This is a genomic window from Dactylosporangium sp. NBC_01737 (assembly GCF_035963215.1).
Taxonomy (GTDB): domain Bacteria; phylum Actinomycetota; class Actinomycetes; order Mycobacteriales; family Micromonosporaceae; genus Dactylosporangium.
In genome coordinates, this window is record NZ_CP109153.1 from 4,168,215 (window position 1) to 4,184,640 (window position 16,426).

The 16,426-nt window shown below is 74.6% G+C and carries 18 protein-coding genes; 8 read left to right on the top strand and 10 right to left on the bottom strand.

Features of this window, described 5'->3' with window-relative positions; translation table 11 throughout:
• Nucleotides 1-61 precede the first annotated feature (61 nt).
• The 3 genes from OHA72_RS18885 to OHA72_RS18895 are packed head-to-tail and all read left to right on the top strand — an operon-like array spanning nt 62 to nt 1,064.
• Complete coding sequence (locus OHA72_RS18885; protein ID WP_327011603.1) at nt 62-370, top strand: Rv2175c family DNA-binding protein; 309 nt, start codon at nt 62-64, stop codon at nt 368-370.
• Between the two features lie 2 nt (nt 371-372).
• Entirely contained in the window at nt 373-732 is a 360-nt protein-coding gene (locus OHA72_RS18890) for a lycopene cyclase domain-containing protein (protein WP_327009123.1), read from the top strand.
• Nucleotides 729-1,064 (top strand): lycopene cyclase domain-containing protein, encoded by a 336-nt coding sequence (locus tag OHA72_RS18895; protein ID WP_327009124.1) that lies wholly within the window; start codon nt 729-731, stop codon nt 1,062-1,064. The genes OHA72_RS18890 and OHA72_RS18895 overlap by 4 nt, the downstream gene beginning before the upstream one ends.
• Here OHA72_RS18895 and OHA72_RS18900 read toward each other — a convergent pair.
• Together OHA72_RS18900 and OHA72_RS18905 are read right to left on the bottom strand one after the other, a co-directional pair.
• Nucleotides 1,000-2,151, bottom strand: a complete 1,152-nt coding sequence (locus OHA72_RS18900) for a polyprenyl synthetase family protein (RefSeq protein WP_442788609.1) — start codon at nt 2,149-2,151, stop codon at nt 1,000-1,002. The genes OHA72_RS18895 and OHA72_RS18900 overlap by 65 nt on opposite strands.
• Before the next feature lie 549 nt (nt 2,152-2,700).
• Entirely contained in the window at nt 2,701-4,098 is a 1,398-nt protein-coding gene (locus OHA72_RS18905; protein WP_327009126.1) for a helix-turn-helix transcriptional regulator, read from the bottom strand.
• Nucleotides 4,099-4,285: 187 nt separating this feature from the next.
• Between OHA72_RS18905 and metF the strand changes: the two genes are divergently transcribed.
• Together metF and OHA72_RS18915 are read left to right on the top strand one after the other, a co-directional pair.
• Nucleotides 4,286-5,203 carry a methylenetetrahydrofolate reductase [NAD(P)H] gene (gene metF, locus OHA72_RS18910; protein ID WP_327009127.1) on the top strand — a complete coding sequence of 306 codons (918 nt, stop codon included), beginning with the start codon at nt 4,286-4,288 and terminating at the stop codon, nt 5,201-5,203.
• A gap of 25 nt (nt 5,204-5,228) precedes the next feature.
• Nucleotides 5,229-5,879 (top strand): CDP-alcohol phosphatidyltransferase family protein, encoded by a 651-nt coding sequence (locus tag OHA72_RS18915; RefSeq protein ID WP_327009128.1) that lies wholly within the window; start codon nt 5,229-5,231, stop codon nt 5,877-5,879.
• A 147-nt stretch (nt 5,880-6,026) separates the two neighbouring features.
• On the opposite strand, the gene OHA72_RS18920 is transcribed toward OHA72_RS18915, so the two are convergent.
• The 8 genes from OHA72_RS18920 to OHA72_RS18955 are packed head-to-tail and all read right to left on the bottom strand — an operon-like array spanning nt 6,027 to nt 12,800.
• The gene (locus OHA72_RS18920) at nt 6,027-7,517 is read right to left on the bottom strand and encodes a phytoene desaturase family protein (RefSeq protein WP_327009129.1); all 1,491 of its coding nucleotides are present in this window, start codon (nt 7,515-7,517) and stop codon (nt 6,027-6,029) included.
• Complete coding sequence (locus tag OHA72_RS18925) at nt 7,505-8,602, bottom strand: glycosyltransferase family 2 protein (protein WP_327009130.1); 1,098 nt, start codon at nt 8,600-8,602, stop codon at nt 7,505-7,507. The genes OHA72_RS18920 and OHA72_RS18925 overlap by 13 nt, the downstream gene beginning before the upstream one ends.
• Entirely contained in the window at nt 8,584-9,318 is a 735-nt protein-coding gene (locus tag OHA72_RS18930; protein WP_327009131.1) for a carotenoid biosynthesis protein, read from the bottom strand. Before OHA72_RS18930 ends, OHA72_RS18925 begins: the two co-directional genes overlap by 19 nt.
• Nucleotides 9,315-9,851 (bottom strand): GNAT family N-acetyltransferase, encoded by a 537-nt coding sequence (locus tag OHA72_RS18935; RefSeq protein WP_327009132.1) that lies wholly within the window; start codon nt 9,849-9,851, stop codon nt 9,315-9,317. The genes OHA72_RS18930 and OHA72_RS18935 overlap by 4 nt, the downstream gene beginning before the upstream one ends.
• Nucleotides 9,848-10,501: a monooxygenase gene (locus OHA72_RS18940; RefSeq protein ID WP_327009133.1), complete on the bottom strand. Its 654-nt coding sequence runs from the start codon at nt 10,499-10,501 to the stop codon at nt 9,848-9,850. The genes OHA72_RS18935 and OHA72_RS18940 overlap by 4 nt, the downstream gene beginning before the upstream one ends.
• Nucleotides 10,498-10,992, bottom strand: a complete 495-nt coding sequence (locus tag OHA72_RS18945) for a YbaK/EbsC family protein (protein ID WP_327009134.1) — start codon at nt 10,990-10,992, stop codon at nt 10,498-10,500. The genes OHA72_RS18940 and OHA72_RS18945 overlap by 4 nt, the downstream gene beginning before the upstream one ends.
• Nucleotides 10,993-11,001: 9 nt before the next feature.
• Entirely contained in the window at nt 11,002-11,937 is a 936-nt protein-coding gene (locus OHA72_RS18950) for an EamA family transporter (RefSeq protein WP_327009135.1), read from the bottom strand.
• 41 nt (nt 11,938-11,978) lie between these two features.
• Entirely contained in the window at nt 11,979-12,800 is an 822-nt protein-coding gene (locus OHA72_RS18955) for a methyltransferase domain-containing protein (RefSeq protein WP_327009136.1), read from the bottom strand.
• 47 nt (nt 12,801-12,847) lie between these two features.
• Here OHA72_RS18955 and OHA72_RS18960 point away from each other — a divergent pair, with 47 nt between their 5' ends.
• The 3 genes from OHA72_RS18960 to OHA72_RS18970 all read left to right on the top strand — a co-directional run bounded on the left by OHA72_RS18960 (nt 12,848) and on the right by OHA72_RS18970 (nt 16,377).
• Nucleotides 12,848-13,432 (top strand): helix-turn-helix domain-containing protein, encoded by a 585-nt coding sequence (locus OHA72_RS18960; RefSeq protein WP_327009137.1) that lies wholly within the window; start codon nt 12,848-12,850, stop codon nt 13,430-13,432.
• 413 nt (nt 13,433-13,845) lie between these two features.
• The gene (locus OHA72_RS18965; RefSeq protein WP_327009138.1) at nt 13,846-14,379 is read left to right on the top strand and encodes an SAV_6107 family HEPN domain-containing protein; all 534 of its coding nucleotides are present in this window, start codon (nt 13,846-13,848) and stop codon (nt 14,377-14,379) included.
• 1,338 nt (nt 14,380-15,717) lie between these two features.
• Nucleotides 15,718-16,377: a DnaE2-dependent mutagenesis accessory factor ImuA' gene (locus OHA72_RS18970; RefSeq protein ID WP_327011604.1), complete on the top strand. Its 660-nt coding sequence runs from the start codon at nt 15,718-15,720 to the stop codon at nt 16,375-16,377.
• Nucleotides 16,378-16,426 lie beyond the last annotated feature (49 nt).

The window sequence follows — 16,426 nt, forward strand, 5'->3', positions numbered from 1 at the left end:
GCGACATGGCACTGTGTTCCCTGTGACCGAACAACCTGTGGGCCCCACCGACTGGCTGACCATGCCGGACGTCGCTGAACGCCTCGGCATCCCGGTGAACCGGGTGCACCAGCTCGTCCGGGAGCGCAAGTTCCTCGCCGTGCGCAAGGACGGCGTGCTGCGCGTACCGGCCGACTTCATCAGCGACGACGGTGTGGTGAAGCACCTGCCCGGCGTCCTCACGGTGTTGTACGACGCTGGGTACAACGACGATGAGGCCCTGCGGTGGCTGTACACGCCCGACGACACCCTGCCGGGCACACCCGCCGCGGCGTTGCGCGGCAACCGGGCGACCGAGGTCAAGCGCCGCGCGCAGGCGCTGGGCTTCTGACGGTGCTGGCGCACTGCACGTACCTGCTGGTGCTCGCCGGCTGTCTCTTCGGCGCGCTGTGGCTCGAGCCGCTGCTGAAGGTCGGCGTGCTCCGGCAGGTACGCCGGCTCGTCCTGACCATCGCGCCGGTCGCCGCCGTGTTCGTCGTCTGGGACCTCCTCGCGATCCGCGCCGGGCACTGGACGTTCGACCCGCGGCAGATGCTCGGCGTGGTCCTGCCCGGCGGGCTGCCCCTGGAAGAGGTGCTGTTCTTCCTCGTCGTGCCGGTCTGCGCGATCCTCGGCTTCGAGGCGACCCGGCAGACCCTGCTGCGCCTCTCCCGCGCCTCCGGCGCCTCCCGGTCCTCCCGGCGCCGGCCGTGACCTACACCGCCGCCGCCGTCACCGGGGTCGTCGCAGCCGTCCTCATCGACGTGTTCGTGCTGCGCAGCCGGGTCGTGCTCGGGCGGGTGTTCTGGTGCACGTACCCCATCGTCTTCGGCTTCCAGCTGCTGTCCAACGGCATCCTCACCGGCCGGGGCGTGGTCCTCTACAACCCCGCGGACATCCTCGGCCTGCGGCTCGTGTACGCCCCCGTCGAGGACCTCGCGTTCGGCTTCGCGCTCGTCGTCCTGACGTTGTCGCTGTGGGTCAGACTGTCCGCTGCGTCGCCGCCTGGGCCAGACCCGTCAGAACCTCCCGCGCCTCCGCGGTGACCTGCGCGCCGTCCAGCGCCGCCAGGGCCTCGGCGGTCAGGTCCTCGATCCTGCGTTCGGTGCTGCGCAGCGCCCCGCTGTCCACGATCACCTCCCGCAACCGCGCGACGCCGCCGGCGTCCAGGCCGGGGTTGCCGAGCAGCTCGTCGAACAGCTGCCGGGCGCCGCTCTTCTCGAGCGCGGCCGCGACCAGGTAGGTGCGTTTGCCCTCCCGCAGGTCGTCCCCGGCGGGCTTGCCCGTCACCGCCGGGTCGCCGAACACCCCCAGCACGTCGTCGCGCAGCTGGAACGCCTCGCCGAGCGGCAGCCCGTACCCCGAGTACGCCTTCGCGAGCGTCTGCGACGCCCCGGCGATCGCCGCGCCCAGCAGCAGCGGCTGCTCGATCGTGTACTTCGCCGACTTGAACCGCGCCACCAGGCTCGCCCGCGCCGTCGACGTGTCACCCGTCGCCTGCGTCTGCACGTCGAGGTACTGCCCGATCGTCACCTCGGTCCGCATGTCGTCGAACACCGGCCGTGCCCGCGCCACGGTGTGCGGGTCGAGCCCGCTCGCGTGCAGCATCTCGTCCGACCACACCAGGCACAGGTCACCGAGCAGGATCGCCGCCGCCGTGCCGAACCCGGCGGGGTCACCACGCCAGCCCGCCCCGGCGTGCAGCCTCGCGAACCTGCGGTGCACGGCCGGCTCCCCGCGGCGGGTCTCCGAGCCGTCCATGACGTCGTCGTGGATCAGGGCACTGGCCTGGACCAGCTCGAGCGCCGCGACCGCGGCGACCACGGCGTCGTCGTCGGCACCCCCGGCGCCGCGATACCCCCAGTACGCGAACGCCGGCCGCAGCCGCTTGCCGCCCTGCAGCACGAGCGCCTCGATCGCGTCGGCGACCGGGGCGAGGGCCTCCAGCTCGATCTCGGCCAACCGGCTCCGCCGCCGCTGCAGGAAGTCACCGAGCGCCTGCCGCACCCGCGTGCGAAGCTCGGCCCGGTCGAGAAAGGGGTGGGTCACGGCAGAGACGCTAGCCCGAAACGGCCGCGACCGCCGCTCCGGTCCCCGCCTTCGCCCACCGGTCCAACCACTCGGCCGACACATTCCCGCCTGCGACAACCCAGCGAAACCATTCCTGCGCAGACCGTCATCGCACTCGGGTCGCCCCTCCCGGCCGCCGCCCAACCCACCCCGCTCCGGACCGCGATCTTCCGCCGGGCTCGGCGGCGCTGGATCAGGTGAGCGCGGACATGGCGTGGCATCACCTCGACACGGCGCGGACCGTCATCGCGCTTGGGTCGCCCCTCCCGGCCGCTGCCCGGCCCACGCCGCTCCGGACCGCGATCTCCCGCTGGTTGCGTGGGCTCTGCCGGTGTTGCGATGTGGGTGATTTGTGCTCGTTCTTGAACCAGCGACGGTGTGGCACCACCGAATGACGACCTCGGCGGCGCTGGATCAGGTGAGCGCGGACCTGGCTCGGCATCACCTCGACACGGCGCGGACCGCAACCGCGCCACCCGTCCGCGCCGCCGGAGGCCGCGCGGAACCACGAAGGCCGCAGCCGTGCCGGATCTTCTGTTACGGGCATGACGAACACCGCACGCGAACCGCAGCACAAAGGCGGCCACCGCACCGGTGCACCGGGTCGCTGCGTCAACTGGCCACCCGCCCCGGAACCTGGGCCGTGCCGATCGGGATCACCGCCGGCCGCCCCGACGCTGACGCACCACCCGGCAGATACGCCGCGGCCGAGCCGGCCAGGTCCGCATAGACGCGCAGTGCCGCGGCCGGCCGTCCGGCGCCGATGGTGGCGTGCAGGGCCGCATCGACACGCCGCAGCCGGCGCAGCACCCGGAACGAGCCCGAGTCCACGCACGTGAGCAGCGTCTCGGTGGCCGCGTCGCAGGCCGCGTCGAGGTCGCCGACGCCGAGGTGGGCGTGGGCCGCGGCCGCGCTCACCAGACCGACCGTGCGGTTCCGCGCGGTCGGAGCGCGCAGCGCGGCGGCGAGCCGGGGCAGCGCCGCCGCGGACCGGCCCGCCGCGGCCAGGCTCAGGCCGGCGAGCGCGTCCACGTGGGCGCCGTCCAGCCAGTAGAGCCAGGGCGGGTCGGCGCCGGGCACCCTGCGGCTGTGCATGTCCTCTGCGGCGGCGAGCGCCGTGTCGCAGGTGCGCCGCTCGCCGGCGTGCGCCGCGCGAACGCGACCCGCAGCGACAGCACCGTCGCGGTCGCCGGGTCGCTGCCGGCCGCGACCCGCTCGGCGGTGGACGCGACCCGCAGCGCGGCCGGCCGTCACCGCGCTCCGCGACGGCCTGGGCGTGGCAGCCGAGCAGGTGGCCCGCCAGGGCCGGTCACCGGCGGCGAGCGCCGCCCGCACCCCACCACGCTGGACGCCGTCCGGCGGGTGCCGGCCTGCGTCGGCGGCCACCCAGGTGTGCAACTGGGCCAGCTCCGCGACCTGCGCCGGCGCGCCGCACCCGGCGGCGGTGTCGCGGGCGGCGGCCCGCAGCTCGGCGAGCACCATGGCGAGCAGCTCGGGCCCGGCGAGGAGATCGTCCATGCGGCGCAGCTCGGCGATGCGTGCACGGCGGTCCGGACCACCGCCCCCACCCTGTCCTGCCCCACCCTGCCCTGCCCCACCCTGCCCTGCCCCACCCTGCCCGCGCGTCACCGCAGCCGGTGCCAGAGCCGGTGCCAGAGCCGTTGCCGTCGGTGGTGGCGGTGCCGTGATGGTGGACATGGTGGTGGACATGGTGGTGGTCAAGGTCATGGTCGGCTCCCTCTGCCGGCGGGTCAGCGCCGCGGCGCGCTCCAGGTCGTCGAGCGGGGTGTCGAGCACGAACGCGAGCCAGCCCAGCCAGACCCGGCTCGGGACGCGCTCCTCCCGCTCCCATCTGGAGATCTCGTGACGGGTCAGCGTCGGCAGCCCCGACGCGGCGCACAGCAACCCGGCGAGCCTCACCTGCGACTTGCCCTGCGCCTGGCGCAGGCGGGTCAGCAGCTCGCCGAGCGACTCGCCCGGACGCGCGGGCGGGTCGATCCTCTGGGACATCGGTCACGACCTCCTGGAACCAGCGACCCCCGTCCGCTCGCGGTCCAGCCGGACACCCGCCACCCGCGGGCCTTCGCGATGCCCGCGGACGTCGAACCGTCCAACGTCTTTTCTACCCCGGGGGTACGACATGATTCGGTCGCCGCGGAGCTCCCGGCCGCGGCGCCGGTGGCACTACAGTCGGGACGTGGCTTCTGGACTTCCTTCTGTGATGGGTGGTGGACCCGCGGCGATCGGTGACCTGATCGCCGGGGACGCACCGACGTTCTCCTTCGAGTTCTTCCCCCCGAAGACCCCCGAGGGCGAGCGCCAGTTGTGGCAGGCGATCCGGGAGCTGGAGCCGCTGCGCCCGTCGTTCGTGTCCATCACGTACGGTGCCGGCGGCACCACCCGCGACACGACCGTCGCCGTGACCGAGCGGGTGGCGACGGAGACGACGCTGCTGCCGATGGCGCACCTGACCGCCGTCAACCATTCCGTCGCCGAGCTGCGCAACGTCATCGGCCAGCTCGCGGGCGCCGGCATCCGCAACTTCCTGCTGGTGCGCGGCGACCCGCCCGGCGACCCGATGGGCGAGTGGGTCCAGCACCCTGAGGGCGTGCTCTACGCGGAGGACCTGGTCCGCCTCGTCCGCGAGTCCGGAGACTTCAGCATCGGGGTGGCGGCGTTCCCGTACAAGCACCCCAGGTCGGCCGACATCGAGTCCGACACCGCCAACTTCGTCCGCAAATGCCGGGCCGGCGCCGACTTCGCCATCACCCAGATGTTCTTCGACGCCGATGACTACCTGCGGCTGCGGGACCGGGTCGCCGCGAGCGGCTGCACCACCCCGATCGTCGCCGGCGTCATGCCGGTCACGGCCATCGGCACCATCGCGCGGTCCCAGCAGCTGTCCGGCGCGCCGTTCCCGCCGGCGCTCGCCGCCCGGTTCGAACAGGTCGCCGACGACCCGCAGGCGGTCCGCAGCCTCGGCATCGACCTGGCCAGCGAGATGTGCGAGCGGCTCCTCGAGGAGGGCGTACCGGGGATCCACTTCATCACACTCAACCGGTCGACGGCCACGCGAGAGGTCTGGCAGCAGCTCGGTGTCGGCGCCCGCGTCTGACGTCCGCGACTGGGACGGTTATGCCGTGCGGTGGGCGGCGGCGCACGGCGGCTACGACCCGAGGTCCGCGCCGCCGCTCGTGCGAGGCTGGCTGCGCATGTCCTACGAGATGGGCGCCGCCCTCGCCCGCATCGGCGTCCGCAGCCCCAACGCCGTCACCGTCCTGGGGCTGCTGCTGTCCGCCGCGGTGCCCCTCACCGTCGCCGTCCCCGGCGGCACCGGCTGGGCCTTCGCGGGTGCCGTACTGGTGCTGCTGTCGGCGATCGCGGACACGGTCGACGGCGTCCTTGCCGTGGTCACCGGCCGGGCGACGCGTCTCGGCCAGGTCTACGACTCCGCCGCCGACCGGATCGCCGAGGCATGCTGGCTGGTCGCACTGGTCATCCTCGGCGGGCCGGCCTGGCTCGCGGCGGGCTGCTGCGGCGTGATGTGGCTGCACGAGTACGTGCGAGCCAGAGCCACCGTCGCCGGCATGACCGACATCGGCACGGTCACCGTCGCGGAGCGGCCGACCCGCGTCCTCATCACGATCTTCGGCCTCCTCGCGATCGCGGGCGCAGGCGCGGCAGGCCGGTGGGAGGAGCAGACCGTCCTCGCCGTGCTCGTCGCCATGGCCGTGCTGACCGTCGCCGGCTTCGTCCAGCTCATCGCCGCCGTCCGCCGCGCCCTGTCCTGACCTCATGGCAGAATCCTGCAAGGGGTGTGAACCGGCGGAATCACGGAAGGTGATGCACCGGCCACGATTCCGAGGGGTGCTTTTTCGGGGGGTGTACGGTTGCTTGGAAGCAGTCAGCCGGCACCGGACCGGGTGCCGGGCCTGAGGCTACGCGGGGCCGATCCGGCCGGCGACGATCTTCGCTGACAGCATCACCAGCGGCAGGCCGCCGCCCGGGTGGACCGACCCGCCGACCAGGAACAGGTCGCGCACGGCGCCGCGGTTCGGCGGGCGGAGCAGGCCGGTGAGGCCGTGGCTGGCGGTGCCGTAGATCGCGCCGCCGGGGGAGCGGGTCGCCGTCTCCAGGTCCGCCGGGGTCAGCACGTCGCGGAACAGCAGCCGGTCCCGCACGTCGAGGCCGCGTTCGGCGAGCGTGGCGAGGACCCGGTCGGCGTAGCCGTCGGCGACGCCGGGCGCCCGCCAGTCGAAGGGGCCCTGCGGCGGGGCGTTGACCAGGACGAACCACGCCTCGTGGCCGTCCGGGCGGGCAGCGGGGTCGTCGGGTGACGTGACGAAGACGGCGGGGTCGGACGGCGGGCGGGGCGGGGCGCTGGTCCGCGACACACCGGCCCCGGCGGTGCCGAAGATCGCGTCGAACTCGGCGTCGTAGTCGCGGGGGAAGAACACCGTGTGGTGCGCCAGTTGCGGGGTGGTGCCGCGCACGCCGAGCAGCAGGACGAACCCGCCGAGGCTGCGCTGGGCGAGGCCGGCCGCGCGGCGGGGGGACGGCAGCAGGTCGCGGTAGACGTGCAGCGCGTCGGCGTTGGCGACGACCAGGTCGCTGCGGACCGTGGTCCCGTCGGCGAGGACGACGCCGGCGGCCCGGGAGCCTTCCACGAGCACGGATGCGACGGCCGTGGCGAAGTGGACGGTGACGCCGAGCGCGGCGCACCGGGCGAGCAGCGCGTCGGCGAGGGTGCCGAGGCCGCCGCGCAGGTACCAGCCGCCGAACTCCAGCTCCGCGTAGGGGATCGCGAGCAGCGCGGCCGGTGCCCTGCGCGGGTCGGCGCCGGTGTAGGTGGCATAGCGGTCCAGCAGCATCCGCAGCCGCGGGTCGCGCAGGTGCCGGCGGCCCAGGCCGCGCAGGGTCCGGCCGGGTGCGATCGCGGCCAGGTCCCGCAGCCGCCACGCCAGGCCGGCCAGTTGCAGCGGGCTGTCGAGCGGGGCCGTGAGGACGTGCCGCCACGAGGTGTCCCAGACGCGGCCGGCGCGCCGCCACAGCCGCCGCCAGTCGTTCGCTGCCGAAGGACCGAGCGCGGCCTCGATCCGGTCGGCGAAGCCGGGCCCCGCGCACGAGTCCAGGGTCGTGCCGTCGGGGAAACAGTGCCGTACCAGCGGATCCAGCGCGACCAGGTCCAGTTCCGGCGCGGGGCCGCCGGTGTGCGCGAACAGCTCCGCCGCCACCTGCGGCAGCGTGAACAGGCTCGGCCCGGTGTCGAACCGGAACGTGCCCTCGGCGGTCACCCGTGACCGCCGGCCGAGCTTGCCGCCGGCGGACGTGGCCTGCTCGAAGACGGTGACGCGGTGCCCGGCCGCGGCGAGCCTGGCGGCGGTGGCGAGCCCGCCGACGCCGGCGCCGATGACGGTCACGGTCGCCATGTGGGGCGCCCCTTCCAGGTGACCCGGCCGCGGCGCCGGTAGGACCGGGCGACCAGCCAGGCGAACAGCAGCACGGAGACGGGGTGGGCGAGGGCGTCGGGCCAGGCCCGGCCGCCGGTCGTTCGGGCGCTGACGACCCGGCCGGCCACGCCGAGCAGGTAGCCGGCCAGCCCCCACCAGGACCCGGCGAGGACGGTGAGCGGCAGCGCGACGTACAGCAGGAGCAACAATGCCACGACGGCCGCCGCACCCGCGGGGGAGCCGAACGACGCCCACAGCGACTTGCTGTAGCCGTCGACCACCTCGCGCCACGACGTGTACATGCGGCACGTGGCAAGGCCGGAGCCGTCGGCGAGCGCGATCCGGCCGCCGGTGCGTTTCACCGCGCGGGCCAGTTCGATGTCCTCGAGGACCTTGTCGCGGACCGCGGCGTGCCCGCCGGCCCGGTCGTAGGCGGCCCGCCGGACCAGCAGGAACTGCCCGCCGGCCGCGGCGAGCGACGGCCGGGGCGAGCGTTCCACGGCCCGCAGCGGCAGGAACGTCAGCCACGACCACTGCAGCAGCGGCTGCACGAGCCGCTCGCCTGCACGTTCCGCGGTGATCCGGGGGTACGGGCTGAGCAGGTCCACGCCCGCACCGGCCAGTACCGCGGTGGCCGCGTCGAGCGCGTCGGGGCGCAGTACCACGTCGGCGTCGAGAAACACGAGGACGTCGGCGGCGGACGAGACGGCGGCGTCGGCGAGCTGCTGGCAGGCGTGCGGCTTGCCGAGCCAGCCCGGCGGCAGCGGCCTGCCGGTGAGCAGCGTGACCCGGTCGCCGGCGGGGGCGAGCACCGACCGGACGAGGTCGGCGGTGCCGTCGGTGGAGCCGTCGTCGAGGATCAGCAGGCGGGGCGCGCCGCGCAGGGCGAGCAGCGCCCGCAGGCACGGCTCGACCCGGTCCGCCTCGTCGCGCAGGGGCAGCAGCACCGCGACCCGGTCGTCCGCCGGCCGCGAACCGGCGGGCGGCCTGCGCAGCAGCAGCGCGTTGACCAGCGTGTGCACGGTGAGCGCGAACACCGCGACGGTCAGGATCGCGAGCGCCACAGCGTCACCGCCAGGGGGACCGCGACCAGGCCCATGCCGAGGGCGCCCCACGCCGCCGACGCCGGCATGCCGAGGAACACCGCGTGCGCGAGGACACTGGAGCCGTACGTCCACAGGTAGAGGGCGTACATCGGCCGGTCATCCGCGCTTCGAAAGCCGACGGCGGTCAGGGCGGCCGCCAGTACCAGCGCCACCACCAGCCAGCCGAGATAGTTGGTGAGCGGGATGCCGGGGACACCGGGCAGCGCCGCACCCGGGGCGTCCCAGTGCCAGTGCCCCTCGGCGACCATCTGCGGGTCGAGGAAGAGGTCCCAGGCGGCCAGCCCCACCCCCGCGGCGGCGACCCGCAGCCACGGCCGTGCGGTGAGGCGGGCGGCGGCGACCCACGCCGGCCACGCCATCCACGTCCAGGCCAGGGGGATCACCAGCGGCACACCCAGCAGGCGCGGCCCGAGCGAACCGGTGTAGTCGTAGTCGCCGAACGGGAAGCCGGTCGCCCGGCCGAGCGCCTCGACCGCGAACCCGCCGCCGGTCGTGACCGCCACGAGCCACGCCGCGGCGCGCGGGCCGCGGGACAGCCAGGCGTGCCCGACGGACAGGACGTAGCCGGTGACGACGGTGGCGACGGTCAGCGCGGCGCGGGTGCCGCCGTGCACGAGCGGGTAGGCGATCTCGACGAGGACCAGTGCCGCGAAGATCGCCCAGAGGGCTTTCACAACGGCAGTTGCCGGCCGAGGACGGCGAACGGGCGGTCGTCGCCCGGGAAGTTGAAGTGCCGCAGGACGTCGACGAAACCGAACCGCCGGTAGAGCCGCCAGGCGCGCGACGTGGCCTCGGGTGCCTCGGGCGTGGACAGCAGCGCGGTCTGCTGCGGCGCGTTGCTGAGCAGGTCGTGCAGCTGGCGTGCGCCGATGCCGTGGCCCTGCGCGTGCGGGCGGACGTGCAGCTCGACGAGCTCGAAGCAGTTGCCGAGCCAGAACTTGCGGTGCTCCCGGCGCAGTGCGTTGCGCACCTGGTCGTGCCACCACTGCCCGGACGTGCCGCGGTAGCCGTAGCCGAAGCCGAGCAGGTTGTCGTCGTCGTCGAGGGTCGCGACCGCCTGGAACGACTCGCGCCGGGTGTGGCCGGCCACGTAGCCGCGGCGGGTCTGCAGCAGCTGGACCGAGTAGCCCATCGCCTCCCCGTAGACGGCGATGACGTCGTCGAGCCGCGCGAGGAGGTCGTCCCCGCGCCACCGCACGAGCCTCACGGGCTGTCCCTCCAACCGATCACCGCACGGTCGCCGGTGACGTCCAGCACGCGGAACCGGGCGAACAACTCCTCCGCATACCAGCCTTCCCGGGTCGTACGGTCCACGACGGCGGCATGCTCGGGCTGACGGTACGCGAAACGGACGACATCCGCCGCACCGCGCCAGAGGCTGACGGTGCCCTGGAATCCTACGGGTGCCTCACCGATGCCGAACGCGCAGATCATGCCCTCCGCCTGAGGGAGTGCCCGGGACACGGGGTCGATGGCCTTCCAGAACGCGGGCGCCTTGCGGGCCTTCAGCCGGGCCCTGGTCAGCACGGCGATCATGCCGTCCTGTTGCGGGGCGCGCCCCGGTACGAACGGTGCCTGCCCCGCCCACGTGCCGCGGCTCGCGACCGGCTCCAGCGTGATGACGCAGCTGGCAGTGACGCCGCGCATCGGCGGGGTCACCGTGGCGTCGCCGACGATGAGCGCGGCCCAGCGGGTCAGGTCGGCCTTGCCGGCGCCGAACTCGCCGCCCCGGCCGGTGCCGAGCAGCTTCACGAACGTGGCGTCGCGGCGCAGCCGCCGCCGGTCGGCCGCCATGCCCCACAGCGCCCGGGGCACGGCGGCGGGCCGCACCCGCCAGACGTGCAGGCGGACCGTCACGCGACCTCGGCGGGGGTGCCGGCGGTGATGCGCACCAGCTCGGCGTACGTGATCGGGAAGACCGCCTGGGGGATCCCGCCGGCGGCCCAGATCTCCTCGTACTGCCCGAGGTCGACGTCGACGAGGGTGTGCACGGGCTTCGGGTGGCCCAGCGGCGACACCCCGCCGATCACCTGGCCGGTGTGCTCACGGACGAAGTCGGCGGTGGCCCGCCTGACCTTGTTCTTGCCGATGCCGAGCAGCGCGGCGACCTTCGCGGTGTCGACGCGGTGCGCGCCGGACGTGAGGACCAGCAGCGGGTCGCCGGCGGCGTCGAAGATCAACGAGTTGGCGATCTGGCCGACCTCGACCCCGACCGCCTCGGCGGCGGCCGGCGCGGTGTGCACCGGCGCGGTGAGCACCGTGACCTGGCAGGGGGTGCCGGCGGCGGTGCGGGCGCCGGCGGCGTCGAGGGCGTCCTGGATCGCCTGCACGTTGGGATGAAGCTGCATGCGTCGACTCTAGTTCGCGGGCAGGTGCGCCGGCCCGGACGGCTCGGCCTTGATCCGCGCGGTCTCGGCGAGCCCGACCCCGGCGAGGATCAGCACGCCGCCGCAGATCTGCGCCACGTTGAGGTGCTCGTGCAGGACCAGCCACGCCACCGCGGTGGCGATCACCGGCTCCGATATGCCGATGATGCTGACGCTCGTCGGCGGCAGGTGCCGCATCGCGCCGGCGAGCAGCAGGTACGGGGCGATCGACCCGCCGATCACCACGTAGATCAGCAGCAGCCACACCGGGACGCCGTGGGTGGTGACCGTGGTGCGGGCGAAGTCGAAGTCCCACCACGGCCGGACCACGGAACCGGCGAGGGCGGACACCCCGAACGCGTACGCGGTCAGCGACAGCGTGTCGCGGCTGGCCACGCCCCGGGCGCTGAGCAGGTAGTAGACGGCGAGCAGCACGGCGGCGCCGAGCGCGGCGCTCACCCCGACCGCGTCCAGGCGCAGTTCGCCCCAGATCTCCGCGACGCAGGCGAGCCCGGCGAGGCTCGCGGCGAGCCCGGCCCACAGCCTCGGCCGCACCGCGTGGCCCTGGACGAACCGTGCCCACAGCGCGACCAGGACCGGCGCGGTGTACTCGAACAGCAGGCTGATGCCGACGGGCAGCCTCCCGATGCCCACGAAGTAGAGCATCGGGACGAAGAAGAAGCCGGCGAGGCCGTACGCGACGAGCATCGGCACCTCCCGGCGGGTGATCCGCAGCCGGGCCGGGCGCAGCAGCAGCGCCAGCGCGAACAGTCCCAGCGCGGCGCCGCCGGCCCGCAGCGTGGTGAGCTGCGGCGCGTCGATCCCGGTCTCGGCGGCGAGCTTGGAGACGGTGCCGTTGACGGCGAACAGGACGCTGCCGGCGAGGACCATCGCGACACCGATGGCGGGGCGGGGCTGGTGGGTCACCCGCAGAGGGTACAGGTCAGGGGTGGGTGGCTTGAGACTCCTTACGGGGTTGCGAGCCAGGCAGTGCGGCTCGCCTGGACGGTGAGGTCGGCGCGGTGCGGCACGGCCTCGGCGAGGGCCTCCAGCGCGGCCAGGTCCTCCGGGCTCAGCCGGCCCTCGAGGCCGTCGCGCAGGCGGCGCAGGGTCGCCTGCGCGTACCGGCCGGTGGCCTCCGGCAGCGGCGGGCGCAGGTCGATCTCGAAGCGGTGCTCGTCCTGCACGGTGAAGCCCGCCGCGCGCAGCAGCGGCGCCCAGTCGGCGCCGAGGTGCGGCATGTCACTGACCCGCGCCTCGGTCACCGCGGCGTGGCAGCGGGCCTCGAGCGTGTCGCCGGGCAGGAACCGCGGGAACGCGCTCATCTCCAGGGCCACGAGGTGCCCGCCGGGGCGGATCGCGGCGCGGATCGTGCGCAGCGTGCCGACGGGGTCGGCCAGGTGGTGCAGGGAGTTGGCGGCCCACACCAGGTCGGCGGAGGTCTCGCCCGGGATGTCGCCGCGGGTGTCGAGGTCCGCCTCGACGGTGCGGATCCGGCCGGCCACGCCCGCGGCGTGCGCCTTGTGCCGCAGGTACTCCAGCATCTGCGGGGACACGTCGACGGCGGTGATCCGCGCGTCCGGGAAGCGGCGGGCCAGCGCCAGGGTGCCGGCTCCGGTGCCGGCGCCCAGGTCGAGGACCGTCGCGGGGTCGCCGGCGCGCCCGTGCACCCAGGCCATGACCTCGGTGAGGTGTTCGTGCAGCACCTCGGCGTCCAGGTCGAGGATGTCGGCGAGCCCGGCGTGGTGCTCGTTTTCATGGTGTACGTGGTGACGGTGGTCGTGTGCCATGCGCCGACCATAGCGGGCGATTGCGCGAATGACATAGCATCTTGCGTATGACGCAAGACGGTGAGCTCGACGGACTGGTCCGCAAGCGGATCCGGGGGCTGCGGGTGGCCAAGGGCTGGTCCCTCGACGACCTCGCCTCCCGCTGCTACCTGAGCCCCTCCACGCTGAGCCGGATCGAGACGGGCCACCGGCGCATCGCCCTGGACCAGCTCGCCCCGATCGCCCGCGCGCTGGGGACCAGCCTCGACCAGCTCGTGGAGGGCGTCGACGACGAGGACGTGGTGATCCGGCCGCGGCGCGACACGGCGCACGGGATGACCACCTGGATGCTGACCCGGGAGCCGGGACCGCACGGCGTCTCCGTGGCCAAGATGCGGGTCACCCGCCCGGTCCCGGAGGAGCTGCGGGTGCATCCCGGCAAGGACTGGTTCACCGTGCTGTCGGGGACGATCGTGCTGCGGCTGGGGGAGCGGACCATCCTGGTCGAGACCGGTCAGGCGGCGGAGTTCTCCACCATGACGCCGCACGCCTTCGGGGCGCACGGCGGCCCGGCGGAGATCCTCTGCATCTTCGACCACGACGGCGAGCGCACCCATCTGCACCCCTCGACGGGGGCCGACACGACCGGATGATCGTGCGAACGAATGTTCGAAAAATCTGTCCCCACCGTTGCACCTCCCCCGCCCCCCGGGTGTAGTCTTATCCCAGTCGAACGAGTGTTCGAACTGCTTCGGGAAGGCGATTCGCGGCGTTCTTCCCGAGCGCGGTCCGCGACACCGCGGAGGCCGGATTTTCGCGGGTCTGGCCTCAGGTGGGGTCGCTGCCCGCCGCCCACGACCCCCGGGCGGCGGGCAGCGGCCCAGCCGGCTCGCCGGCCGGGGGTGGTGTGGGGAAGCTCCACGCCCGGTCGGCGACGTCGCCGTTCGACCCGCTGTCCGAGCACCGTTCGACCCGCGCGCGTCACCGCTACTCCCCCAGCGGCGACCCGCACGCACCACGGGCACCCATGGCGGGGCCCGCCGACGCACCACAGAGGGAGACACCGATGCCGACGAACCGTTCGACCCACTCGTCCAACGTCAGTCGATTCCCGACCGCCCCGGCCACCTCAGCGGTCGCCGGCCCGGCCGGCGGTGCACCCCGACAGCAGCTTCCGGTTCCCGCACACGCGCTTCCCCACCGCACTCCGCGGGAGCTGTTGACCCTCGCCCGCCGCGGCCTCGAAGAGGCGGCGGAGATCCGCACCGACGGCATGCGCTATGCCACCGCCCACCTCGCCGCCCTGCGCGCCGCCGCCGCCGTCCTCGCCGCCCGGGCCGTGCCCGCCGCGCCGGGCCGCCGCAGCCGGGTGACGAGCGTCTGGTCGCTGCTGGTGCTCGTCGCGCCCGAGCTGACCGAGTGGGCGGCCTATTTCGCCGCCGGCGCCAGCAAGCGCTCCGCCGCCGAGGCGGGCATCCCGCGGGTGGTCACCGCCCGGGAGGCCGACGACCTCATGCGCTCCGCGGAGCAGTTCATCGCCGTCGTCGAGGTCGGCCTCGGCTTCTCCTATCAGCCCAGGATCGAGGGCCTGGCCAGCTGACCCGCGGCCGGTGCCAGCACCCGACCGGCCCAGGCCCGCGCCGCCACCATCCCGGTTCCGGCGCCCACGCCGCGGTGACGACGACCGCAGCCGCCCGGCATCGAAGCTGCCGTCCAGGGTCCCGGTTCGTGGTGCCGGTCGCAGGTCTCCGGTCGCGGCCGGGTCTCGCCCACCTCGCGCCGGACCGGCATCAGGTCCCACCGCGGGACCGGTCGGACCGGGTCGGGAGGCGGTGGCCGGCGTCGCAGACGGTGGCCGGTCCGGGCGGGAGCCCGGGGCACGTGCCCCGGACCGCGCCGCGGGCCCTGCCGGGCCGGCGGTGCGGAGCGTTCGGACCGGCCGCCATCTGCGACGCCGGCCACCCGGCCTCGGCGCCGACGGGAGCTTCGGTCGCAGGCAGGATCCGTCAGCCGCCCGCACCGTTCCTCCGCCGCATCGTTTCTCTCGCAGGCCTGTTCAGCGCGGCACCCGACCGGCACCCGCCGGTCGACCGGCATCCACGAGCTGACGGGACGGCGTCGAAGGTGCGGGACCTCTGGCCCAGCAGGTGTGACGGCGGGACCGGCAGGTGGGCAGCGGGATCTGACGGCACGGTTTGACGGCGCGGGCCTTGGCCGGCGGCACGGCGGGACAGCATCGCAGCAGGACAGCGTCACGCAAGGCCGTCGCAGCGGGCGGGCCGGAGCGCGGCGGGAGAACAGCACAGACAGTGGGGGAGCAGGTGCCGTGGCTGGCATGTCGGCTTCGGTGGCCGCCGAGTCCTACGACGCACACGTCGGCGCCGACGCTGTGCTCAGGACCGACGGCATGACCACTCCTGCCCACCTCCAACCGGACCCCGGCCCAGCCCGCCCTCAGCCGGACCCCGTTCCCGTTCGCCTTCGGCCGGACCCTGCTCTGCGCGCCCCGGCCGTCCGCCGCGGGCTGCAGCCCGGGTCTCCCACCGCGAGCGGCCAACCCCAGGACATGCCCGCCGTCCCGGGTCCGCTGCGGCTCGCCGCAACTTCCGCTCCCGCGCTCGCTCCCGCACCGGCCCGCGGTGAACAGCCGGTCCGCGGTGAGCAGCCGGTCCGCGGTGAGCAGCCGGCGTCGGTCTCCGGGCGCGTCGAGCAGCCCGCCGGTGGGCCCGGCCGTTCCGGCGGCCGGCAGGATCCGCCGGCAGACTCGGGCCGGTTACGGCTCGCTCCGGTGCCCGGCTCCACCCACGGTGGACGTGGGGGCGGTGCTCCGGTGGCCCACCCGGAGCCGGCGGGCGGGGCCGGACAGGTCCGGGACCTCAAGGAGCAGCGGGGCAGGGGCGAGCCGGTTCGTGGGTTGGCGGGGCTGGTCAGCGCCGGGATGGTGCGGCCGGCGAGCGAGCACACCGCCGAGGCGGGGATCGGGGTCGGGAAGGTCCTGCCGGTGCTTGCTGGGCTGCGGGCGTTGCTGCCCGGCGGGGGGCTGCGGCGGGGCGCGACGATCGCGGTGCAGACGTCGTCGGTGCTGCTGGCGTTGCTGGCGGCGGCGAGCCGGGCCGGGTCGTGGTGCGCGGTGGTGGGGATGCCGGCGCTGAGCCCGGTGGCGGCCGCCGAGATGGGGATCGCGCTGGATCGGCTGGCGCTGGTGCCGGACCCGGGGACCGAGTGGGCGAGCATCGTCGCGGCGCTGCTCGACGGGGTCGACATCGTGGTGGCGGCGGTGCCGGGGACGGTCGCACCGGCGGTGGCGGGCCGGCTGGCGGCGCGGGCCCGCCAGCGCGGCAGCGTGCTCATGCCGGCGGGGGTGTGGGCGGGCGCGGACGTGACGGTGACCCCGGTCCAGCAGAGCTGGGGCGGCCTCGGCGAAGGCCGGGGACGGCTGCGCTGCCGGGAGCTGACCATCCAGGCCCGCGGCCGCGGAGCGGCGAGCGCCGCACGCGAGGTGACGCTGTGGCTGCCCGCGCTGGAGGGGCCGCTGCCACCGGTCCGTGACGCCCGGATGCCACGCAAGGCCGCCACCGTGCTGCGAAGGGTCGGCTGAGATGCCGCCGGGGTGGCCACGGCACGACTTCGACCACGGATGTGCGGTG